This window comes from Mangrovimonas xylaniphaga (genome assembly GCF_001280435.1).
GTDB classification, from domain to species: Bacteria; Bacteroidota; Bacteroidia; order Flavobacteriales; family Flavobacteriaceae; genus Mangrovimonas_A; species Mangrovimonas_A xylaniphaga.
The window spans coordinates 1,938,795-1,960,005 of record NZ_LBIP01000013.1 but is presented as its reverse complement, the minus strand read 5'-3'; the positions used below and the strand labels follow the sequence as shown (position 1 = coordinate 1,960,005).

The window sequence follows — 21,211 nt, the reverse complement described above, 5'->3', positions numbered from 1 at the left end:
CTACAAAAATTTATTTCTCTCTATCATATACGTTGTCAATACTTTATCGAAATCTTTTTTTATGTCGGCTTCTACATATTTTATTCCGTATTGCCCACATTTTAATCGGAGCTCGTTAAAATAAGTGCCAACTGCCTCCTCATAATTATCCTTAATGGTGTCTGGATATAGGTTAATGTACTCTCCCGTCTCCACATCGATGAACCTTTTTGGGGTATTATCGAAATCAAATTGAAGTTCTTTCTCCTTATCGAACACATGAAACAGCACCACTTCGTGCTTATTGTACTTTAAATGCCTCAAGGCTTCAAACAACTTTGCCTCATTGGTAGAAGTCTGGAACATATCGGTGAAAAAGAAAATCAAGGAACGTCTATGGATCTTTTCGGCTATTTGATGTAGATAGGTATAAGTTTCCGTTTGCCTTTGTTCAGGTTTAGCCATGACCATATCACTTAACCTGTGCAATAACATCTGATGATGGCGTTCACTGCCCTTTTCAGGCGCGTAATAATCATAAGCATCACTGTAAATGCTCAAACCTACCGCATCGCGCTGTTTCTTTAAAATATGCATCAAAGAAGCCGATGCCAAAGCTGAAAAGGCAACTTTGTTTAAATGGTCTATTGAAAACTGGCGCATTTCAGGATAATGCATCGAGCTACTGTTATCTATAATTAAATGGCAACGCAAATTGGTCTCTTCATCGTAACGTTTGGTGAAGAGTTTATCGGTTTTGGCAAAGAGTTTCCAATCAATGTGTTTGGTACTCTCACCCCGATTATAGATTTTATGTTCAGCAAACTCAGCCGAAAACCCATGAAAGGGGCTTTTATGCATGCCCGCAATAAAGCCCTCTACCACCTGTTTGGCCAGTAGTTCAAGATTTTTGAATCCACCTGTTTTATTTAGCTCCTGTTGTAAATCCATTCAAATAAAAAACACTCATTTATATAATAGCATCCACAATGCCATATTCCACCGATTCCTCTGCTCCCATCCAATGGTCACGGTTAAAATCCTTCATTACCTTCTCAAAATCCTGACCACAGTTATCGGCCAAAATTTGAGCACTCAATTCTTTGGTTTTAATAATTTCCAAAGCAGTAATCTCAATATCACTTGCAGGTCCTCTTGCTCCCCCACTTGGTTGATGTATCATCACTCTGGCGTGAGGTTGAATAAACCGCTTACCCTTTTTCCCCACAGAAAGCAAAATAGAGCCCATAGAAGCCGCCAATCCTGTGCATATGGTAGAGACATCGCTATTGAGTGATTTAATGCAGTCATAAATGGCAAAACCCGAGGTTACATAGCCTCCTGGACTATTAATGTATAATTGAATATCCTTGACCTCTAAGGCATCTAAATACAATAAGCGGTCAATAACATGTTTGGCAGACTTATCATCTACTTGCCCCCACAGAAACACTTTGCGTTGGTCCAACAATTTACTATCTATAAGATCTTGTACTTTTGGCTGTTTATTCATGGTATATCATTTTTTCCTAAAAATAAAAAAAGGTTTGCTGAACACAGCAAACCTTTCACATTTCTTTTGGAAAGTATTTTTTATAATAGAGAATCGATAGCTTCTGTATAAGCACTCTTTTGAGCTACACCAACTTGACGACCTACAACTTCACCGTTTTGGAATACCAATACCGTAGGAATGTTACGCACACCATATTTTGCAGCAAATTCTTGGTTAGCATCAACATCAACTTTACCAACAACAGCTTTACCTTCGTATTCTTTGCTAATCTCGTCAATGATAGGTGCTACCATTCTACAAGGACCACACCATGCCGCCCAAAAATCGACCATAACCGGTTTGTCACTATTCAAAACGGTTTCTTCAAACGTTGCATCTGTTATCTCTAATGCCATAATCTATAATTTAAATTGTGTTTTACTTCAGTTTTCTATGAATATGCAAACTTAGTCAAAAAATTTGCCAAAGCTTACATACTGACAATATGTTTTGATTATATCCACATTGTTTCAGCTTATTATGCTAATTTGGCATAAGTCCAAAACCACCTAATTAAGTTTGTAAAGGATATTTTGATTCTCCAATTCCTTTAGCAATTCCTGTGAAATCCGCACCTTCTGTTTTCGGCCAATCATTTCCAGTTTTATTTGCTCCTCATTATCATATACCGTAAAGTTCAATGCCTTTTCACCAGAGTGCATCCTTATCAAATCGCTAAGCATGTGTACTTTTTCCTCTTCTAGATCAGCAATATTAAGTTGAATGGACAACTTTCTAGCATAGGTTTCCATAACATCATGCAACAATTGGAAATAGTTGAACTGCATCCTCGGCTCTCCTCGCTGCCCGGTGTCCTTATTGGTAATCCATCCTTCTCGAACAAACACTTTCACAAATACAAAGGAGTTCTGCACTAAAAAGTGTCGGAATTTCAAATACTCTTCACCAAAAATCCTGAATTCAACACTGTTATTATAATCGTCCATCGTGAACATGGCCCAACCTTTCCCCTGCTTACTCACCCTGTGCTGCACATCGGTCACCACACCCCCCACAGTTAGTTCACGGTTGACAAACTGATCCAGTTGTGTCAATGCCGCCAAGGTGGCATTACAGAAAGTATTCAATTCTATTTTGAAATCATCCAATGGGTGTCCTGAGATGTAAATCCCTACCACTTCCTTTTCCCGAGCCAATTTTTCCATAGTCCCCCAAGTCTCGCAAGGCGGTACAACAGGCTCTTCAATTTGCACATCACTAGACTCTCCAAAAAGACTTACTTGTGCCGAATTCTCGTTCTCTTGGTGCTTGTTTCCATATTTAATCGCCTTTTCCAAAAAGGTAATGCCATCTCCTTCATCATGGAAATATTGAGCACGATGGGTTCCAGAAAAACAGTCGAACCCACCAGCCAAAGCCAAGTTTTCAAAGGCCTTCTTGTTCGCAGCCCTTAAATCGATACGTTTGGCCAAATCGAAAATAGACTTATAAAAACCATCCTTCTTTCTATTATCAACAATGGTTTTTACGGCACCATGACCCACTCCTTTAATTGCTCCCATACCAAAACGCACGGCATTTTGATCGTTTACGGAGAATTTATAAAAGGATTCATTAACATCAGGCCCAAGTACATTTAATTTCATGCGCTTACACTCCTCCATAAAGAAAGTCACCTGTTTGATGTCGTTCATGTTATTGGAAAGTACCGCTGCCATATATTCCGCAGGATAATGCGCCTTTAAATAAGCTGTTTGATAGGCAATCCAAGCATAACAGGTAGAGTGGGATTTGTTGAATGCGTAACTTGCAAACGCTTCCCAGTCTTTCCAAATCTTCTCCAACACCTTACGCGGATGCCCATTAGCTTCCCCGCCATCCAAAAACTGGGGTTTCAACTTTTCAAGTAAAGCGAATATCTTTTTACCCATCGCCTTACGAAGCATATCGGCGTCACCCTTGGAGAAGTTGGCCAATTTTTGCGACAGCAACATTACCTGCTCCTGATAAACCGTAATCCCATAGGTTTCCTTAAGATATTCCTCCATGGCCGGCAAATCGTAAACAATTTCCTGGTCTCCATGCTTACGCGCAATAAAGTCTGGGATGTATTCCATTGGCCCTGGACGGTACAATGCGTTCATGGCAATAAGGTCATCAAACACCGTTGGCTTTAAGGACTGCATGTGTTTTTGCATCCCAGGGGATTCGTATTGGAACACCCCAACCGTTTCACCTCGCTGGAACAGCTCATAAGTCATTTGATCATCCAGAGGGAAATTCTCCGGATCCAACTCTATGCCATGTTTCGCCTTTACAATCTTCACGGTATCCTTAATCAGGGTCAGTGTTTTCAACCCCAAGAAATCCATTTTTAACAGTCCTGCAGATTCCACTACCGAGTTATCAAACTGCGTCACATACAAATCGGAATCCTTGGCTAAGGACACGGGTACGAACTTGGTAATATCATCTGGGGTAATGATCACCCCACAGGCATGGATTCCTGTATTTCGAACAGAACCTTCCAAAACCCTGGCCATGTTTACCGTCTCCGAATCTAAACCTGCCCCTTCCGAAATATTGAAAAGTTCCTGTATCAATTCAATCTCTTCGGATTTGAACTTTGCCTTCAACCCTTTTTCATCCAAACCAAAAATCTTGTTCAGTTTGGTCATGTTTGGGATCAATTTGGCAATCCTGTCAGCTTCAAACAAAGGCAAATCCAACACCCTTGCCGTATCACGAATAGACGACTTGGCCGCCATGGTTCCGTAGGTGATAATTTGCGCCACCTGACTGCTTCCATATTTACCGATTACATAATCCATAACACGGCTACGTCCTTCATCATCAAAATCGATATCAATATCGGGCATACTCACACGATCCGGATTCAAGAATCTCTCAAAAAGCAGATCGTACTTGATTGGGTCTATATTGGTAATCCCCAAACAGTAGGCTACGGCAGATCCCGCCGCCGATCCACGACCCGGCCCTACCGACACGTCCATGTTACGAGCTTCCCGAATGAAGTCTTCCACAATCAAGAAGTAACCCGGATATCCCGTTTTCTCGATAACGTCCAGCTCAAAGTCTAAACGCTCAGCAATGGAGGGCGTAATTTCTTCATAACGCCTTTTGGCTCCTTCGTAGGTCAAATGCTTTAAATACGCATTCTCCCCACGTTTGCCTCCATCCTTTAAATCGTCTTCATGCTGAAATTGCTCAGGAATATCAAACTTCGGCAAGAGAACATCCCGAGCCAAATCATAAGCTTCTACCTTATCTAGAATTTCCTGAATATTTGAAATAGCCTCTGGAATGTCCTTGAACAAGGATTTCATTTCATCGGCCGACTTGAAATAATATTCTTGGTTTGGCAATCCGTAGCGATAGCCACGCCCTCTACCAATTGGGGTACTTTGCTTTTCCCCATCCTTCACACACAACAAAATGTCGTGTGCATTGGCATCTTTCTGATCTACATAATAAGTATTGTTCGTAGCAATTACCTTAACATCATGTTTCTTAGCCAAATCAACCAACACCGGATTCACACGGTTTTCATCTTCCTGATTGTGGCGCATGATTTCTACATACAAATCATCCTGAAACATCTCCTTCCACCACAACAAAGCTTCCTCTGCCTGATTTTCCCCAACGTTCAATACCTTACTCGGCACTTCTCCATAAAGGTTCCCCGTCAAGACAATCACATCTTCCTTGTATTGTTTGATGATTTCCTTATCAATCCTTGGGACGTAATAGAACCCTTCCGTAAAGGCAATGGAAGACAATTTGGCCAAATTGTGATAGCCATTTTTATTCTTGGCCAACATCACTATTTGATATCCGTTGTCTTTACGGCTTTTATCCAACCGATCTTCACACACAAAGAATTCACACCCTACAATAGGTTTGATTTCCTTTAATTTGGCTTCACCCCCAGCTGCAATTGCTTCTTCATTTTTAGCCTTAACTCCTTTGTTATGATTCAATACCGCACGCACAAAATGAAAGGCCCCCATCATATTGGCATGATCTGTCATAGCTACACCAGGCATGTTGTTTTTTGCAGCAGCAGCTACTAAATCCGGAATGCTAATAGTAGACTGCAATACGGAGAACTGTGAATGGTTATGTAGATGCGCGAAATTAGCTTCCTCAAGATCTGATATATTCTGCTGAATTTCAGCTTCGGTAATATCTGGAGTCTGCTGTTTTTCAAGACGCTTTCTAATAGCATCACTCGCCTTTTTAAGGTTGATGTGTTTTAAGCCAATTAATTGGATTTCTCCAGGATTAGCTTCACTAAACCTATTGAAATATGTAGGCTCTACATCAAGAGCTTCAACAGTAAATTCTTGACGACGCACCAATTCAAAGAAACAACGTGTTGTTGCCTCAACATCGGCAGTTGCGTTATGTGCTTCGGCAAAAGGCTGGTTGAACAGGTATTGGTGCAATTCTGTTAAGGTTGGCAACTTAAATTTACCACCACGTCCTCCAGGAATTTGACACAATTCCGCTGTATGTTCCGTACAGGTATCCAAAACCGGTAATTCCTGAAGTGCATTGGCTACGCCTTCTCGATAGAATTCTGCCCCCATAATATTGACATCAAAGCCAACATTCTGTCCAACTACAAATTTGGTTTTGGATAAGGCTATATTGAATTTTTCCAACACCTCACTTAAGGACACACCTTGTTCTTGGGCCAATTCGGTAGAAATTCCGTGGACCTTCTCGGCATCATACGGAATATTGAATCCTTCAGGCTGTATCAAAAAATCCTGATGCTCTACACAGCGTCCTAACTCATCGTGTAACTGCCATGCAATCTGTATCGCTCTTGGCCAGTTATCGGTATCTGAAATAGGGGCATCCCAACGCTTGGGCAAACCAGTTGTTTCGGTATCAAAAATTAAGTACATAAATCTCCTGTTGTAATTCCAGTATTGGTAATAATTGCGGTTTCAAAGAAAGGCATCTACATCTATATCAACACCTTAAAAAACGATTTTGCAACTATTGAAAAGCCTTTAAAAATACGCATAAATAAAACGCAACAAAGCCAAAGTTATAAAGAGTTGTAAACAAAAAAAAGCGCCTTGTACAAGGCGCTTTTTAATATCTTATTTTCAGTTTCCTTATGGATTACAATCTCCCAAGGCATCAATAGCTGCCTGCAACGTTCCAGAACTATCTCCACAAGAATTAATCTGCACAGCTAGAGCTTCCTTATAAGCATTACACAACTCAGCATATTCAGGTAATTCACTGCTTGAGGCCGCTAATGATGATGCGGCTTCAGCTGAAATTTTCTGGGCCTGTTGACAACTGGTCCCTCCTCCTGTCACCAATAATCCACCTATAAGTGGTACTTTATAAAATTCACCCTGAATGAAATTCACACTCGCCAAACCATCCTTTGAAAAAGCATTGAATTTGAATTTACCTGTAACAGTATTTGTAGGCTTATCAAAATCTACAATTATAATCTCTCCATCTGCCGGATACACTTGTAAACTTGGGTCAGGTGTATTTAATGTTGAATAGGTGACACCATATGCATCTGTAAATCGTGCTTCATTTTGGTTATCCCCACCCAAATAGTACGTCCCTACATCGTCCAAGGTAGTCACTAAAGACAATGTTTCATAACTAGTTCCTCCTTGCACAACCAAACCACCTTCATCAATATCTGCCGCATAAAACTTTGCTCTCCAAGGATCTCCGTCTTTCTTTCCAACTACAGCAGGCGTACTGAACTCCAAGTCATCACCACAGCCAAAGACTGCAAACAAGGTCAACGCAAAAAACATTATATTTTTCATCTTATTCATAGGGCTTAATTTTTAAGGCTAATTAAAATAACGCTTTGAAAAACCCAAAAGTATAATAAAATTCTGTCACTGTCTAATTCTAAAAAATTTATGCTATTAATTAAAATTGTAGTATCTTTGCACACTTATTAATAACCGAGGTCGCGAACCTCACTAATTAATTGATATGTCAGTTAAAATCAGATTACAAAGACACGGTAAAAAAGGAAAACCTTTTTTCTGGATCGTTGCAGCAGATGCAAGAGCAAAAAGAGATGGTAAATTCTTAGAAAAATTAGGAACTTACAATCCAACTTCTAACCCAGCTACTATTGACTTAGATGTTGACGGTGCTGTAAAATGGCTTCAGAATGGTGCACAACCAACTGATACGGCTAGAGCTATTTTGTCTTACAAAGGAGCTTTACTTAAAAACCATTTGGCTGGCGGAGTAAGAAAAGGAGCTTTAACAGAAGAGCAAGCTGAAGCTAAATTCAATGCTTGGTTGGAAGAGAAAAGCGGGAAAGTGGATGCTAAAAAAGACACTTTAGCAAAAGCTGATGCAGATGCTAAAGCTAAAGCATTGGAAGCAGAAAAAGCTGTAAACGACGCTAGAGCGGCTGCGGCTGCTGAAGCTGAGGCAGAAGCTAAAGCTGCTGAAGAAGCTGCAAACGCTGAAACAGCAGAAGAAGAAACTGCTAACGAAGAAGAATAAAAAATTTATTTTTTATACTTTTAAAACTCCGATAGTCACTATCGGAGTTTTTTGTACCATTCCGTTTGTCTCCCACATCCCCAAGAACATTTAACTTATTTCATTTTTCAGGCAAAACCCACTCACAATGCAAAAAAAAGATTGCTTTTATCTAGGTAAGATTGTAAAAAAATACAGTTTCAAAGGCGAAGTACTGGTAAAACTAGATACCGATGAGCCAGAACTTTACGACAATCTAGACTCTGTTTTTGTAGAACTGCGCAACAATCTGCTGCCATTTTTTATTGAATCCTCCCAGTTGCACAAATCGGATTTGCTTCGCATTAAATTTGAAGAAGTCGACACCGAACAGGATGCGGACAGCATCATGAAATGTGATTTGTATTTACCTTTGGAATTTCTACCTAAGCTGGAAGGCAACAAATTCTATTTCCACGAAGTCATTGGTTATGCTATCGAAGATGTCAACTTTGGACCAATCGGGACCATTAAAGATATTAATGACAGTACAGCACAAGCGCTGTTTGAAATAGACAGGAATGGCATTGAAATCTTGATTCCAATGAACGACGAATTCATTAAGGAAGTGAACAGAGAAACCAAAACTATTTTGGTAGAAACGCCAGAAGGATTGATCGATTTGTACCTAGAATAGATTATTTGCAGACCAATGAACAAACCATTTGCATTTAAGCAATTTACCGTTGAACAAGATAAGTGTGCCATGAAAATAGGCACGGACAGTGTACTTTTGGGTGCATGGGCTTCTGTGGAAGCCAACCCTTTTTCTGTTTTGGATATTGGAGCTGGAACAGGAGTTTTAGCACTTATGCTGGCACAGCGCAGCAATGCTGAACTTATCGATGCTCTGGAGATTGATGATGATGCCTACGAACAATGTGTTTCCAATTTTGAAAATTCCCCTTGGGGAGATCGTTTGTTTTGCTACCATGCTTCATTGGTGGAATTTGTAGAAGAGATAGAAGATAAATATGATTTGATCATTTCAAATCCGCCTTTCTATTCCGATGCCTATAAAACAGACAACACTCAACGTGACTTAGCCCGTTTTGAAGACGCTATGCCTTTTGGCCATCTATTGGAAAGCGCTGCACATTTACTAGATGAAACCGGTATCTTTTGCGTGATCATACCGTATTCTGAAACAGATAATTTTATCGCATTGGCGAGGGAATTCCAATTGTATCCCAATAAAATTCTACAGATAAAAGGCACTCCAGAAACCGAAATCAAGCGCAGCCTCATTCAATTCTCATTCAATGAAACCGAAGTAGACACCAAAGAACTTATCATAGAAACAGCCCGCCACCAATACACCGAAGATTATATTGCGCTTACCAAAGATTTCTATTTGAAAATGTAACATAAAAAAAGCGTTGTTCAAACATGACAACGCTTTTCCTTTTTTATTACTGCAATAAATTACTGCAAACTTACTACAGCTTTAAGATTTACATCCGTCCAAGTCTTTCCCTCGTGCAAAGCATTACAAGCAGCGTGCAAAGCATCAAAAGCAGTGTTTGCTCCAAAGTCCTCCAAAAGATCAACACTTCCTTCAAAGGTAACTGATTGACCATCTGCCGCTGGCACAAACGAAAATTCCTTGTTAATGGTTTTGTCATTCAGTTTAATTTCCAACTTCGCCTTACCATCTTTTACCTCTAGGATTCGCCCTGAAATATCTCCCACAAGTTGGGCAAAAAATTCATTCTTTAAAGTGGTATCCCTAGCTGCGTCTCCCGTACTCACGGTTGTTTTATCCATGTTAAAGGTAAGCCCTTTAAACTTGTCCTCAAGAACATCGGCTTCTGTCAATTCTCCATAAGCTATTTCAGAAAAGGTACCATTCACCCCTGCTTTAGCAGGTGTTTTAAAGGCTGTCCATGTAAAATCAACATCTTTAATACTTGGCTCCTTTTCAACCTCCACTATTTCTTGAGCGGTTTCTTCAACGATGGGTTCCGTTACCTTTTTGGTTTCGCTTTTACAAGACACCAACAGCCCGATCAAGGCCACACTATAAATTACTTTCTTCATATTGTTTTAAAATTCAGTAACTGGTTAAATGATTTGTATAAACAAATATAGCCCATATCTTTTCCTTCACCTTGAAAGAGCCTCGCTTTTTCATTTTTCAATTATACGTAGAATACCCAAACTGCTTCACCAATTAAAAATTAGCATCTTGAAAACGATTTCGCTACTTTTGTGAACCGCTCAAAAAAGGCCGTTAAAAATAACGGAATAAAAAGTGCGGCATAACATAAAAATAATTGACATGGCAGGCGAATAGTACCGCCATCACTTTTAAAAATATAGCATGAAACCAGATTTATTTGAAGCACCAGACTATTACCAACTTGACGAATTGCTAACCGAAGAACACAAATTGGTTCGCGATGCTGCCCGTGAATGGGTGAAGCGCGATGTATCTCCAATTATTGAGGACTATGCCCAACGTGCAGAATTCCCAACACAAATCATCAACGGATTGGCTGAAATAGGCGCCTTTGGACCTTATATTCCTGAAGAATATGGCGGGGCTGGATTGGATCAAATTTCGTACGGTTTGATCATGCAAGAAATTGAAAGAGGAGATTCCGGAGTACGCAGTACCGCTTCTGTACAATCATCCTTGGTAATGTATCCTATTTGGAAATACGGAAACGAAGAGCAACGCCAAAAATACTTGCCAAAATTAGCGAGTGGTGAATGGATGGGCTGCTTCGGCTTGACTGAACCAGACCACGGTAGTAACCCAGGAGGCATGGTTACCAATTTTAAGGATATGGGAGACCACTATCTTTTAAATGGTGCCAAAATGTGGATTTCCAACGCACCTTTTGCTCAAGTTGCCGTTGTATGGGCCAAGAATGAAGAAGGCCGTATCCATGGGTTGATTGTAGAACGTGGCATGGAAGGATTCTCAACTCCGGAAACCCACAACAAATGGTCTTTAAGAGCCTCGGCTACTGGAGAGCTTATATTTGACAATGTAAAAGTTCCAAAGGAAAACTTGTTACCGGGAAAATCTGGTTTGGGAGCGCCACTTGGTTGTTTGGATTCCGCCAGATATGGCATTGCTTGGGGAGCCATTGGAGCCGCTATGGACTGTTACGATACAGCTTTGAGATATAGCAAGGAACGCACGCAATTTGGAAAACCTATTGGTCAGTTCCAATTACAACAAAAGAAATTGGCTGAGATGATTACCGAAATCACCAAAGCCCAATTATTAACTTGGCGTCTGGGGGTATTGAGAAATGAAGGCAAAGCGACTTCCGCACAAATCTCTATGGCGAAACGCAACAATGTGGATATGGCCATCAACATCGCTCGTGAGGCTCGCCAGATTTTGGGAGGTATGGGAATTACTGGAGAATACAGCATTATGCGCCATTCCATGAATTTGGAGAGTGTGATTACTTACGAAGGTACCCACGACATCCACTTGTTGATTACTGGTTTTGACGTTACTGGCCTCAACGCCTTTAAATAATTGATTTAAAATATGTTACTAAAAGCGAGTTTTTACTCGCTTTTTTTGCATCTTTATACTATGTCTTCAAAATCCAGATTAGATAGGGCGTATAAAAATGCAAAGGTCATCCCCTTTGATGACAGTAGTAAATTCATACTTTTTAGCGACTGCCACAGAGGTGACAACAGTTTTGCCGATGATTTTGCCAATAATCGCAATATCTACCTTCATGCGCTAAAACAATATTTTGCAAAAGGCTTTTATTATTGCGAATTGGGAGATGGTGACGATTTATGGGAAAACCTGTTCTATAGCCACGTTCTTCAAGCCCACAAAGATGTGTATAGGCAAATTCAGCTTTACTTCAATCAAAATAGGTTTACCATGTTATGGGGCAACCACGATATGGTCTACAAAAACCCTGAATATGTCAAAAAACAACTCTACAGTTATTTTGATAAACGAAGTGGAACCCATAAACCATTATTCCCAGGAATTGAAGTTCATGAAGCCATAATTCTAAAACACTCTCAAACGGGGCAGGAACTGTTTTTAACCCACGGTCATCAAGCAGATTGGTGGAATTATGTCTGTTGGAAATGGAGTCAGTTTTTGGTAAGAATTCTTTGGAAGCCCCTAAACGTTATGGGCATTGCAGACCCAACGAGTCCTGCCATAAATTACAAGGAACTCATAAAGGTAGAACGCCGCATCAAGGATTGGATTCAAGCGAACAACAATTTAATTACTATTGTTGGGCATACCCATCGCCCAAGATTCCCCTCTCCAAATGAGATTGCGTTTTTTAATGATGGAAGCTGCGTGCATCCGAGATGCATTACGGGAATAGAAATTGAAAATGGACAAATTTCTTTAGTGAAATGGGAAACCTCTACCACAAATGACGGCACCCTGAAAATTGTCCGTGAAATGTTAGAAGGCCCTAGAAAGCTATCCGAATACCATATGTTTAAAGCGAATTGACGAAGTCCAAAAGGTCTTGTCTTTCACTAGCAGAAAGGTTTTTAAAACCATTTTTGGCTGCTTCCGCTTCACCTCCATGCCACAAAATAGCTTCTGTTACATTCTTGGCTCTACCGTCATGTAAAAAGTGCGTATGGCCATTTACAACCTGTGTCAAACCAATTCCCCATAACGGACGTGTTTTCCACTCTTGTCCATCGGCTAAAAAGTCTGAACGATTGTCTGCTAAACCAGGCCCCATATCGTGTAACAGCATATCCGTGTAAGGATAAAACTCTTGATTGGCCAAAACATTGATATCAGCTTCTTCAGAAATCATTTTGGGAACATGACAACTAGCACATTGCAACTCTTCAAAAATTCTGGCACCATTTTGAATGTGTTCCTGATCTAAATTTCTAGCAGCAGGAACCCCCAAAGTTTTACAATAAAATGCCACCTGTTCCAAAACGTCATAGGACACTTCAGGATCATCTCCAAAACCATCATTTCCGTTGGATTGGTCATGCCCAGTTTCCTGAGGAAATAAAGGAGTCGTGATTCCCATATCCTCCAAATAAGCTCCGGCACATTGCTCGATGATGGAAGCTGTGTTGGCTTTCCATCCAAAACGGCCCAATGTCATCGATTCTGTGACGTGATTGTAAACGTAGTTCGCCTTTCCTGAAATGCCATCACCATCGGCGTCATTGACATCTTCATATTGCAAAATGTAGTATTCCGGAATTACCTCTAATAAGCCCAATCCAAATACTGGCGGCGCCAATCTTGGGGACAGATTTGCTTCCGAAGGAAACGGAATATAGGTATCCACAACATTATAGCTAGGCTTCTTTAAGATAACTTCGGTACCATCTGCTAAAGTCTCTACTTGATTTGTAAACTCCACCGAAAACTGCACTTCCGGTTCATAGCCGTAAATGGCTTGATTCTGCAATTGTTTACCAAATCCAGGCACCGCTACAGGTCCGCCCAAAGCATCTGTTCCAGGAAGACTGGCCCTTAAGAAAAACCCACTTAAACTATTAATATTTGATGGAAATGCACTTCTTCCATCTTTTGGATGGCAAGAAATACAAGAGGTATTATTGAATACAGGACCAACACCACCGTTAACCTCTGCAGGGGCCGATACAAATACCGCTCCGAATTCCAAATCGGCATCAAAATGATCGGCTATTTGAGAAGCAGACAGGTTAGCAGCAGGAGTACTGAACGAATTACTTGAGGTAAGATACACCGTAGTCTCTCCACCCGCCGTAGTTCTTTCGGTTAACGGATTCACCGACTCATAGCCTTCTTGGTCATCTTTTTGACACGACACTACCATTCCCATTAAAAGGGTTCCTACCAATAACCTGTTTGCCTTTCTCATTTTATTAAAAAATATCTTGATTAAAGATTACCTATTAAAGGCAATAATTGACTATCCAATAAACTTTGAAGTTCCAATACTTTTTCCTGTGCTAATCCAACAGCATCACGATTGTCGTAAATTGCTTCTGTGAAAGTGCCAGGTATCGCATCAATAGCATAGATAGCAGTGGTGATAGCTCCCTGAATTTCTTGATCCAAGCTACTGTCTACAGTCGCTACAATTTCAGAAATTCCTTTCCCATTAATTCCGTTATAATCTCCTACGTATACATTAAGGATACTTCTCATGTTGTTAGAGAAATCCAATTTAGAATTGTTGCTGAAACGAGATTCTTCAGCTTCTGGTTTTGCACCACCATTGTTTCCGTTCAAAGGCTCTTCAATTTTACCATTTCCAACCTCATCAGCAATGATAGAAAGTCCTTCTACGATTTCTTGAAGCGCACCTTTTTGTGAGGTGTAGATAGATCCAGACTCACCAGCGTTAACGAAATTGTTGGCGAAATTTCCACCTGTAGCAATCCATCCGTTGTACAATTGAGCTGTTTTAGATTGTAAGTTTTCAGTAGCAGCTACCAAATATTCCAACTCACGTTCTGTAAGTTCAGAAGCCGCTTTATCTCCCTCGATTCCCCATACAAAGTACTCGATGGTATGGAATCCACGAGCTTCATTGTTGCTCTCCAACAAACTTTCAGTAATAGGGTCTCCACTATTCAAAATACCGTTGATAGCATTTACGTCTACTGGCCAAGAATCGATGGCTGGATCGATACCTTCAGTATCTACCGGTCCGTATAAAAATCCTTCAGAGTTTTCCCAAGGCTTACGTGTAGCTTGCCACGCCTCTTTAACTGTTTGCAATGCTGTTTCGTCTCCAATAGTTAAGTTGGCTACAGCCTCTTTCAATGCGATTGCATTGTTGTTCATTGAATTGTAAGTTTCTGTAATTACAGACACAGACAAGTTGGTCAATACCTCTTGGTATAGTGCTTCATTTATAGCATCATCGTTGTTAGAATCTTCGTTGCTATCGCTACAAGACACAAACACCGTGGAAATAAATGCCAGCATTAAGATTGATTTGATTGAGTTGCTCATTTTCATTTGATTTTAACTTGTTTATATATTAGAAAAAGAATCCTATTCCTGTACTGAATGTTTTTTCATGTTGCTTCTCACCGCTATATTCCAAAGTGGCCAGGTCATAATTTTCAGAGCCTAACTTTCTATCGGAATAATGTGCCTTGAACACAATTTGAGGATGTACAAACCAGTTCAACCCTCCAGTAATACTGCTGCGTTCCCATCTTGGGTTGTCAATAATTTCACCCGCTACAGAATGCATAGTATCGTAGTAATCGTATCTTACAAATGGGTACAACATTTGTTTTGTGGAAGCCTTTAAATGAGGTAAAACATTATAACCTACCTCAGCAGAAACTCCCAAGGCTGTTTTTCCTACTGGAGTTCTTTTAACGCCTAAATTATTGGAAAGATTAGCGTTTTTCTTTGAAACGATATCAGAGTTTTGAATGTTCCCGTAAAGACCAATGGCATTAAAGCGAAGGTTTCCTTCGTTATAGCTAACGTGCCCTTCCACCATGGTAACATAGGCCGTATCGTCCATATCATTTTTAGGTCTGTTGGCAGCAGCATCGTTCATATAGGCTGCAAAACCAATAAACGTATCTTTATGCGTTCCAAACTTATAATCTAAACGCAATGCCAAAGCCACACTTTCTGCATTGGCCGTCTCAAATCTAGATTGGTATCCATTCTTGATCCATCCTCTTGAGGAAAATCCACTGGCATCCAAACCGCTTACCATATAAAACTTATAAGTGAATCTTTTTGCGAAGGTTCCGTATAATTCAATCCCGTTTTCATACCATCCCAAAGGCAGGATTTCGTTTTCCATTTCTTGACGGTGCGTGGTAAAATAGCGAGTTGGCGTATCCAAAGTTTGATGCAACCCAAAGTACATTTTCATGCGTCCTACACGTGCATTGAAATAAGGAAGAATTTTAAAATTGATATGTGCCTGCTCCAATTTAACACCACCACCTTTTTCAATTTCTTGCTCAAATTCACCAAACTCTTCTTGGGTATCCAACTCCAATGTGGTTGCTGTACCCCCATGTTCAAATTCAATCTCGGATTTGAAATTGATCCAATCGTTGAATTGGTATTTTAAGTATAAGTTAAGACGTTCTGGATCGAACTGATTTTTAAGGTTAGGGTCTGTATCGTAATCATAGTTGTAGTAGTTGACTACGCCATAACCATTCAATGAAAACCGGCTAAGGGAAAACCAGTTTTGTTTTTTGTCGGTCATGGAATCTTTTACTTCTTGTAAAAGTTCCTGTTTGATTTCAGACTTAAGCTGATCGTAAGTAGCTTGATCTATGGTTTGCTGGGCGGAAACTGCCCAGCCAAAGAATACCATTAAGAATGTAATGTGCCGATTCATTTGAAAAATTTGGCACAAAATTAACGTTATTTGGATTTAATCCAAATAAAATCTAAAAAATTAAGACTCAGGGGCCAACTCCACTTTTAGACCTTCCATTTCTGGCGTCATCTGAATCTGACAACCTAGACGGCTATTGTCTTTTACGTAGAAAGCTTCGGCCAACATGGCCTCTTCTTCGTCCTGCATTTCAGGCAGTTCATTATCGGATAACACATAGCATTGGCAAGAAGCGCACATAGCCATACCTCCACACACACCAATAGTGCCCTCTGGAGCCAATTCATAACTTCTCACCACTTCCATTAGGTTCATGGCCATATCAGTAGGTGCCTCAATTTCATGAGACACCCCTTCTCTATCTATAATTGTAATGTTTATGTCTTGACTCATTCTTTTTAGTCGATTGATTTTACAACTGCCTTAGGCGCTTCCTTTCTGGTTCCATCAAAACCATCAATACCGCTTACCGTGGTATATTTTAACACATAGCGTTTCCCTGGATTGATAATTTGATAGGCTGCCTGACACATTAAAGTTGCTTCATGGAATCCACAAAGAATCAACTTTAATTTCCCAGGATAAGTGTTCACGTCTCCTATGGCAAAAATACCAGGAATGTTTGTTTGGTAATCTAAAGCGTTGTTCACTTTTATGGCATTCTTTTCGATTTCCAAGCCCCAGTTTGCAATAGGTCCCAACTTAGGTGACAAACCAAAAAGAGGAATAAAATGATCGCATTCTATCTCTAATTCCGTTGGAATATGATCTGCTTTTGTAACGACCACACCGGTTAGGTGATCATCCCCCAAAATCCCAACAACCTCTGCTGGTGTAATAAGATTGATCTTCCCTTTATTCTTTAACTCCTGTACCTTTTCAACAGAATCCAAGGCTCCCCTAAATTCATTTCTCCTGTGAATCAAAGTCACTTCTGAAGCTACATTGCTTAAAAAGATACTCCAATCCAATGCAGAATCACCCCCACCTGCAATAACCACTCTCTTGTTGCGGTACACTTCAGGATCTTTAATCATATATTCTACACCTTTGTCCTCAAAGTTGGCAATGTTATGGATTAAAGGCTTTCTAGGTTCAAAACTCCCCAAACCACCAGCAATAGCAACCACCGGTGCATGGTGTTTTGTTCCTTTATTGGTAGTAACGATAAAGCTACCGTCTTCCAATTTCTTAATGGTTTCGGCGCGCTCACCCAAGGTAAAACCAGGTTCAAACTGTTTCCCCTGCTCTAAAAGCTTTTCGGTTAGATCCCCCGCGAGAATTTCCGGATAAGCAGGAATATCATAAATAGGTTTTTTAGGATATATTTCGGAACACTGTCCTCCAGCTTGCGGCAATGCATCTATAAGGTGGCATTTTAATTTTAGTAAACCTGCTTCAAATACCGTAAAAAGTCCTGTTGGTCCAGCACCAATAATAAGAATATCTGTTTTAATCATGAATTAGTTCTTTCTGCAACAAACATATGCACATGAAATATTGCTCTATATGATATTTATCATTTTTGGGAATAAATTGATTTCCCAAGAGACTCCCTATTTACCCCTCAACATTGATGACTTGCTCAATTTGAGGCGCATACTTTTTAATGGTCATCTCAACCCCAGACTTCAAAGTCATCTGGTTCACGCTACATCCTACACAAGCACCTTCCAACTGCACTTTTACCAATTTATCGTCCTCGATAGAAACTAGGGAAATGTTACCTCCATCACTTTCTAAAAAGGGACGGATTTCAGCTAGCGCTTTCTCTACATTTATTTTTAATTCTTCTGTTGTCATTATATAAGTGAAAAGTGTAACTTTTATTTTTTAACAGCAGAACATCCTGCCATTGTAGTAATTTTAATTGCTTCGGTTGGCGGTAAATCTTCATTTCTTCTTACTACTTGCTCTACCACATTTCTAGTAAGGGCTTCAAAAGATTGCTCTAAAGGAGTTGCCGTTTGCAGTGCTGCTGGACGTCCTACGTCACCCGCTTCGCGAATGCTTTGCACCAATGGAATTTCACCCAAAAATGGCACATCCAAATCTTCAGCTAAATTCTTGGCTCCTTCTTTTCCGAAGATATAGTATTTATTATCTGGCAATTCTGCTGGTGTAAAATAGGCCATATTTTCTATAATACCTAAAACCGGCACGTTAATACTGTCCTGTTGGAACATAGCCACTCCCTTTTTAGCATCGGCCAAAGCAACGTTTTGTGGCGTACTTACTACAACCGCCCCAGTAATAGGCAAGGATTGCATAATACTTAAATGAATATCACCGGTTCCTGGAGGCAAATCGATTAACAAGAAATCTAAGTCTCCCCAAGCCGCATCAAAAATCATTTGATTTAAGGCTTTTGCGGCCATAGGACCACGCCAAACAACGGCTTGATCTGGTCTGGTGAAAAATCCAATAGACAATACCTTCACGCCATAGCTTTCGATGGGCTTCATTTTCGACTTTCCATCCACATTAACAGCCACGGGCTTTTCATTTTCAACATCGAACATGATTGGTACCGAAGGCCCATAAATATCAGCATCCAAGATTCCTACATTGAATCCCATTTTGGCCAAAGACACGGCTAAATTGGAAGTCACCGTAGATTTTCCAACCCCTCCTTTACCAGAAGCAACCGCTACTATATTTTGGATTCCAGGAATTTTCTTCCCTTTAATTTCATTCTTTGGGTTATCTGGAGCATTTACCTTCACGTTTACTTTGATTTTGGCCTTTTCATACACCTTGTCGTGGATGACTTTCATGATCTCCACTTCCGTTTTCTTTTTGGCCTGTAAACTTGGGTTTGAAATAGTAATATCTACTACCACCTCATCTCCAAAAGTCACTATATTGGTTACGGCACCACTCTCAATCATATTTTGTCCTTCTCCAGGAGCTGAAATACTTTCAAGTGCCTTTGATATGTCTTGTTTTTTTAACTTCATAATATACTCTCTACGCAGAATTTCCTACTGTTTTGAATCTTGTTTTTAGCCCTTCGTTTTCGATTTATAAAGGATGGTCTCCTCCTTATTTTCTATAAATCACAAAAAGCTAAATCTCACTAATTTAGACTTATTCTAAGATGCAAATATACTGTGAAATGTTTAGAATGAGAAACAGTTTAATTGAAATGATTTATGCCCAAATTTTGTTTGATTATAATTCTTTTGACGGATCCCAAAATACCTTTTCAAAGTCTTGCACTTGGTTATCCCTTACCCTTATTCCTTCGCTTTCCAAAAGCTGTTGCATATGGCTGGAACCTTCAAAATGAAACTTACCGGTTAGCAACCCAAAACGGTTTACCACACGATGGGCAGGCACATCCTTCCCCGTTGAACCATTCATGGCATAGCCCACCATTCGGGCACTTCTGGCAGCACCAAGGTATTTGGCAATAGCGCCATAACTGGTTACGCGCCCACTTGGAATCTGTTTGGCCACCTCGTATACTTTTTCAAAAAAACTTAAGGTCTCGGGTTTCATTTCAAGTCCTTAATGATATTGACCAAAGTGATCAAAGAAATGATTCCCGTAATCCCCCCAATAATATAGTTCATGTTCTTTTGGGAGGTAAATTTCAAATGCTTGATTTTTTCAAAGAAGAACATGTAAATGTACAACATTGCAAAAGAGCCCATGGCAGCTCCAGCAACATAGGCCGCAATACTCGTGGTGTCAAATTGCAGCCAACCTAAAGAAGCCAAAGTAATGGCCATATACGCCTGAAACGGAATAGGAAACACATTGATACTGGACATAAAAACGCCTTGAAAAAATCGGCTACGCTTGCTTTTAGGCTCCAGCTCTTCCTCCACTTTTTCCCTTCCCTTGGCAACCAAAAGAAAATACACGGTCACCAACACAAAAATCACAAAAGCTACGCGCTGTAAAATTTCTACAACATCAGGGTGTTTGTTTAAATATCTGGCAAAAACGGTTGCGATAAGGGTTTGGATAAATACAATAATACAAGCGCCTATAGAAAATACGATACCTCTTGTATGACCTTCCCTTAAGCTGATTTTGGCAGCAGTCATATTCAACAAGCCAGGAGGCATGACTGCTAAAAAAGCAGCCAAGAACCCTAAAACAAAGGTTATGGTAATATTCAAGAATCTTTGATTTTAAACCTAATATACGTAATTGGTTTGTTTTGTTCTAAATATTGACTCTCATAAAACGTTTGTATGCTCGTTACTTCTTCTGGGCTACCTTCCTGTCTGTACACATCATGGTTGGAATACAACACTTCATGTCCTTCACCATGTAACAAACCTAGGGTGTAACCATGCATAAATTCGCTATCGGTTTTTAGGTTAACAATACCATCTGGCTTAAGAATGTGCTTGTAGCGTTTTAAAAATTCCGAATTGGTCAAACGGTGCTTGGTACGTTTGTACTTAATCTGCGGATCTGGAAACGTAATCCAAATTTCGTCCACTTCATTTTCAGCAAAGGCATACTCGATCAATTCAATCTGCGTTCTCAAAAAGGCAACATTATCAATCCCATCTTCCACTGCTGTTTTGGCCCCTCTCCAAAAACGGGCTCCCTTAATGTCAATTCCTATAAAATTCTTCTCTGGATATTTTTGCGCCAAGGCCACGGAATACTCTCCTTTTCCACATCCCAATTCCAACACCAACGGATGATCGTTTTTAAAAACTGTGTCATTCCAGTTCCCCTTCAACGCAAATTCCGCATTCACCAATTCATCCCTTGTAGGCTGAAATACATTTGAAAACGTCTCATTTTCCTTAAAACGCTTGAGCTTATTTTTACTTCCCACTACTTCAATTTAATGTTTATAATAAGA

General features: G+C 40.0%; 21 protein-coding genes. 5 read left to right on the top strand and 16 right to left on the bottom strand.

All coding sequences use genetic code 11. The features are described 5' to 3' along the window. The 5 genes from ZA06_RS08650 to ZA06_RS08630 form a co-directional block, all read right to left on the bottom strand. A complete protein-coding gene (locus ZA06_RS08650) occupies nucleotides 1-930 on the bottom strand; it encodes a DUF58 domain-containing protein (RefSeq protein WP_053976966.1) in 930 nt (309 codons plus the stop codon). A 19-nt stretch (nucleotides 931-949) separates the two neighbouring features. Continuing rightward, entirely contained in the window at nucleotides 950-1,492 is a 543-nt protein-coding gene (locus ZA06_RS08645) for a ClpP family protease (protein ID WP_053976965.1), read from the bottom strand. A gap of 80 nt (nucleotides 1,493-1,572) precedes the next feature. Next, on the bottom strand, nucleotides 1,573-1,890 hold the full coding sequence (gene trxA / locus ZA06_RS08640; protein ID WP_053976964.1) for a thioredoxin: 318 nt from the start codon (nucleotides 1,888-1,890) through the stop codon (nucleotides 1,573-1,575). Nucleotides 1,891-2,043: 153 nt separating this feature from the next. Further along, complete coding sequence (gene dnaE, locus ZA06_RS08635; RefSeq protein ID WP_053976963.1) at nucleotides 2,044-6,432, bottom strand: DNA polymerase III subunit alpha; 4,389 nt, start codon at nucleotides 6,430-6,432, stop codon at nucleotides 2,044-2,046. Between the two features lie 216 nt (nucleotides 6,433-6,648). Continuing rightward, complete coding sequence (locus ZA06_RS08630) at nucleotides 6,649-7,344, bottom strand: DUF6252 family protein (protein WP_157503161.1); 696 nt, start codon at nucleotides 7,342-7,344, stop codon at nucleotides 6,649-6,651. A 166-nt stretch (nucleotides 7,345-7,510) separates the two neighbouring features. Here ZA06_RS08630 and ZA06_RS08625 point away from each other — a divergent pair, with 166 nt between their 5' ends. The 3 genes from ZA06_RS08625 to ZA06_RS08615 all read left to right on the top strand — a co-directional run bounded on the left by ZA06_RS08625 (nucleotide 7,511) and on the right by ZA06_RS08615 (nucleotide 9,422). Next, nucleotides 7,511-8,038 carry a 30S ribosomal protein S16 gene (locus tag ZA06_RS08625; protein ID WP_053976961.1) on the top strand — a complete coding sequence of 176 codons (528 nt, stop codon included), beginning with the start codon at nucleotides 7,511-7,513 and terminating at the stop codon, nucleotides 8,036-8,038. Between the two features lie 127 nt (nucleotides 8,039-8,165). Next, nucleotides 8,166-8,693 carry a ribosome maturation factor RimM gene (rimM, locus tag ZA06_RS08620; protein WP_053976960.1) on the top strand — a complete coding sequence of 176 codons (528 nt, stop codon included), beginning with the start codon at nucleotides 8,166-8,168 and terminating at the stop codon, nucleotides 8,691-8,693. Nucleotides 8,694-8,708: 15 nt separating this feature from the next. Then, nucleotides 8,709-9,422: a tRNA1(Val) (adenine(37)-N6)-methyltransferase gene (locus tag ZA06_RS08615; protein ID WP_053976959.1), complete on the top strand. Its 714-nt coding sequence runs from the start codon at nucleotides 8,709-8,711 to the stop codon at nucleotides 9,420-9,422. A 59-nt stretch (nucleotides 9,423-9,481) separates the two neighbouring features. On the opposite strand, the gene ZA06_RS08610 is transcribed toward ZA06_RS08615, so the two are convergent. Beyond that, nucleotides 9,482-10,096 carry a YceI family protein gene (locus tag ZA06_RS08610; protein ID WP_053976958.1) on the bottom strand — a complete coding sequence of 205 codons (615 nt, stop codon included), beginning with the start codon at nucleotides 10,094-10,096 and terminating at the stop codon, nucleotides 9,482-9,484. 283 nt (nucleotides 10,097-10,379) lie between these two features. Between ZA06_RS08610 and ZA06_RS08605 the strand changes: the two genes are divergently transcribed. Together ZA06_RS08605 and ZA06_RS08600 are read left to right on the top strand one after the other, a co-directional pair. Beyond that, on the top strand, nucleotides 10,380-11,558 hold the full coding sequence (locus ZA06_RS08605) for an acyl-CoA dehydrogenase family protein (RefSeq protein WP_053976957.1): 1,179 nt from the start codon (nucleotides 10,380-10,382) through the stop codon (nucleotides 11,556-11,558). A gap of 60 nt (nucleotides 11,559-11,618) precedes the next feature. Next, entirely contained in the window at nucleotides 11,619-12,524 is a 906-nt protein-coding gene (locus ZA06_RS08600; protein WP_053976956.1) for a metallophosphoesterase, read from the top strand. Here the strand turns inward: ZA06_RS08600 and ZA06_RS08595 are convergent. From ZA06_RS08595 to trmB, 10 genes are all read right to left on the bottom strand, one after another. Then, entirely contained in the window at nucleotides 12,511-13,899 is a 1,389-nt protein-coding gene (locus tag ZA06_RS08595; RefSeq protein WP_053976955.1) for a di-heme oxidoreductase family protein, read from the bottom strand. The genes ZA06_RS08600 and ZA06_RS08595 overlap by 14 nt on opposite strands. 20 nt (nucleotides 13,900-13,919) lie before the next feature. Then, the gene (locus ZA06_RS08590; RefSeq protein WP_240472226.1) at nucleotides 13,920-14,975 is read right to left on the bottom strand and encodes an imelysin family protein; all 1,056 of its coding nucleotides are present in this window, start codon (nucleotides 14,973-14,975) and stop codon (nucleotides 13,920-13,922) included. Nucleotides 14,976-15,030: 55 nt separating this feature from the next. Then, nucleotides 15,031-16,374, bottom strand: coding sequence for a porin family protein (locus ZA06_RS08585; RefSeq protein WP_053976954.1), 1,344 nt, complete (start codon nucleotides 16,372-16,374; stop codon nucleotides 15,031-15,033). A 60-nt stretch (nucleotides 16,375-16,434) separates the two neighbouring features. After that, on the bottom strand, nucleotides 16,435-16,767 hold the full coding sequence (locus ZA06_RS08580; RefSeq protein ID WP_053976953.1) for a 2Fe-2S iron-sulfur cluster-binding family protein: 333 nt from the start codon (nucleotides 16,765-16,767) through the stop codon (nucleotides 16,435-16,437). A gap of 5 nt (nucleotides 16,768-16,772) precedes the next feature. After that, on the bottom strand, nucleotides 16,773-17,834 hold the full coding sequence (locus tag ZA06_RS08575) for an NAD(P)/FAD-dependent oxidoreductase (protein WP_053976952.1): 1,062 nt from the start codon (nucleotides 17,832-17,834) through the stop codon (nucleotides 16,773-16,775). Between the two features lie 100 nt (nucleotides 17,835-17,934). Continuing rightward, on the bottom strand, nucleotides 17,935-18,177 hold the full coding sequence (locus ZA06_RS08570; RefSeq protein WP_053976951.1) for a NifU family protein: 243 nt from the start codon (nucleotides 18,175-18,177) through the stop codon (nucleotides 17,935-17,937). Between the two features lie 23 nt (nucleotides 18,178-18,200). Then, nucleotides 18,201-19,334 (bottom strand): Mrp/NBP35 family ATP-binding protein, encoded by a 1,134-nt coding sequence (locus ZA06_RS08565; RefSeq protein ID WP_053976950.1) that lies wholly within the window; start codon nucleotides 19,332-19,334, stop codon nucleotides 18,201-18,203. Nucleotides 19,335-19,548: 214 nt separating this feature from the next. Beyond that, nucleotides 19,549-19,878: an MGMT family protein gene (locus tag ZA06_RS08560; RefSeq protein ID WP_053976949.1), complete on the bottom strand. Its 330-nt coding sequence runs from the start codon at nucleotides 19,876-19,878 to the stop codon at nucleotides 19,549-19,551. After that, a complete protein-coding gene (locus ZA06_RS08555; protein ID WP_053976948.1) occupies nucleotides 19,875-20,507 on the bottom strand; it encodes a LysE family translocator in 633 nt (210 codons plus the stop codon). Before ZA06_RS08555 ends, ZA06_RS08560 begins: the two co-directional genes overlap by 4 nt. Beyond that, a complete protein-coding gene (gene trmB, locus ZA06_RS08550; RefSeq protein ID WP_053976947.1) occupies nucleotides 20,504-21,184 on the bottom strand; it encodes a tRNA (guanosine(46)-N7)-methyltransferase TrmB in 681 nt (226 codons plus the stop codon). The genes ZA06_RS08555 and trmB overlap by 4 nt, the downstream gene beginning before the upstream one ends. Nucleotides 21,185-21,211 lie beyond the last annotated feature (27 nt).

What these genes read in the sequence shown, in the direction of transcription:
- ZA06_RS08625 (WP_053976961.1), top strand. Translation starts at nt 7,511, where the DNA reads ATGTCAGTTAAAATCAGATTACAAAGACACGGTAAAAAAGGAAAACCT.
- dnaE (WP_053976963.1), bottom strand. Translation starts at nt 6,432, where the DNA reads ATGTACTTAATTTTTGATACCGAAACAACTGGTTTGCCCAAGCGTTGG.
- trxA (WP_053976964.1), bottom strand. Translation starts at nt 1,890, where the DNA reads ATGGCATTAGAGATAACAGATGCAACGTTTGAAGAAACCGTTTTGAAT.
- ZA06_RS08590 (WP_240472226.1), bottom strand. Translation starts at nt 14,975, where the DNA reads ATGCTGGCATTTATTTCCACGGTGTTTGTGTCTTGTAGCGATAGCAAC.
- ZA06_RS08630 (WP_157503161.1), bottom strand. Translation starts at nt 7,344, where the DNA reads ATGAATAAGATGAAAAATATAATGTTTTTTGCGTTGACCTTGTTTGCA.
- ZA06_RS08570 (WP_053976951.1), bottom strand. Translation starts at nt 18,177, where the DNA reads ATGACAACAGAAGAATTAAAAATAAATGTAGAGAAAGCGCTAGCTGAA.
- ZA06_RS08600 (WP_053976956.1), top strand. Translation starts at nt 11,619, where the DNA reads ATGTCTTCAAAATCCAGATTAGATAGGGCGTATAAAAATGCAAAGGTC.
- ZA06_RS08585 (WP_053976954.1), bottom strand. Translation starts at nt 16,374, where the DNA reads ATGAATCGGCACATTACATTCTTAATGGTATTCTTTGGCTGGGCAGTT.
- ZA06_RS08615 (WP_053976959.1), top strand. Translation starts at nt 8,709, where the DNA reads ATGAACAAACCATTTGCATTTAAGCAATTTACCGTTGAACAAGATAAG.
- ZA06_RS08565 (WP_053976950.1), bottom strand. Translation starts at nt 19,334, where the DNA reads ATGAAGTTAAAAAAACAAGACATATCAAAGGCACTTGAAAGTATTTCA.
- ZA06_RS08580 (WP_053976953.1), bottom strand. Translation starts at nt 16,767, where the DNA reads ATGAGTCAAGACATAAACATTACAATTATAGATAGAGAAGGGGTGTCT.
- ZA06_RS08645 (WP_053976965.1), bottom strand. Translation starts at nt 1,492, where the DNA reads ATGAATAAACAGCCAAAAGTACAAGATCTTATAGATAGTAAATTGTTG.
- ZA06_RS08595 (WP_053976955.1), bottom strand. Translation starts at nt 13,899, where the DNA reads ATGAGAAAGGCAAACAGGTTATTGGTAGGAACCCTTTTAATGGGAATG.
- ZA06_RS08605 (WP_053976957.1), top strand. Translation starts at nt 10,380, where the DNA reads ATGAAACCAGATTTATTTGAAGCACCAGACTATTACCAACTTGACGAA.
- ZA06_RS08575 (WP_053976952.1), bottom strand. Translation starts at nt 17,834, where the DNA reads ATGATTAAAACAGATATTCTTATTATTGGTGCTGGACCAACAGGACTT.
- rimM (WP_053976960.1), top strand. Translation starts at nt 8,166, where the DNA reads ATGCAAAAAAAAGATTGCTTTTATCTAGGTAAGATTGTAAAAAAATAC.
- ZA06_RS08560 (WP_053976949.1), bottom strand. Translation starts at nt 19,878, where the DNA reads ATGAAACCCGAGACCTTAAGTTTTTTTGAAAAAGTATACGAGGTGGCC.
- ZA06_RS08650 (WP_053976966.1), bottom strand. Translation starts at nt 930, where the DNA reads ATGGATTTACAACAGGAGCTAAATAAAACAGGTGGATTCAAAAATCTT.
- ZA06_RS08610 (WP_053976958.1), bottom strand. Translation starts at nt 10,096, where the DNA reads ATGAAGAAAGTAATTTATAGTGTGGCCTTGATCGGGCTGTTGGTGTCT.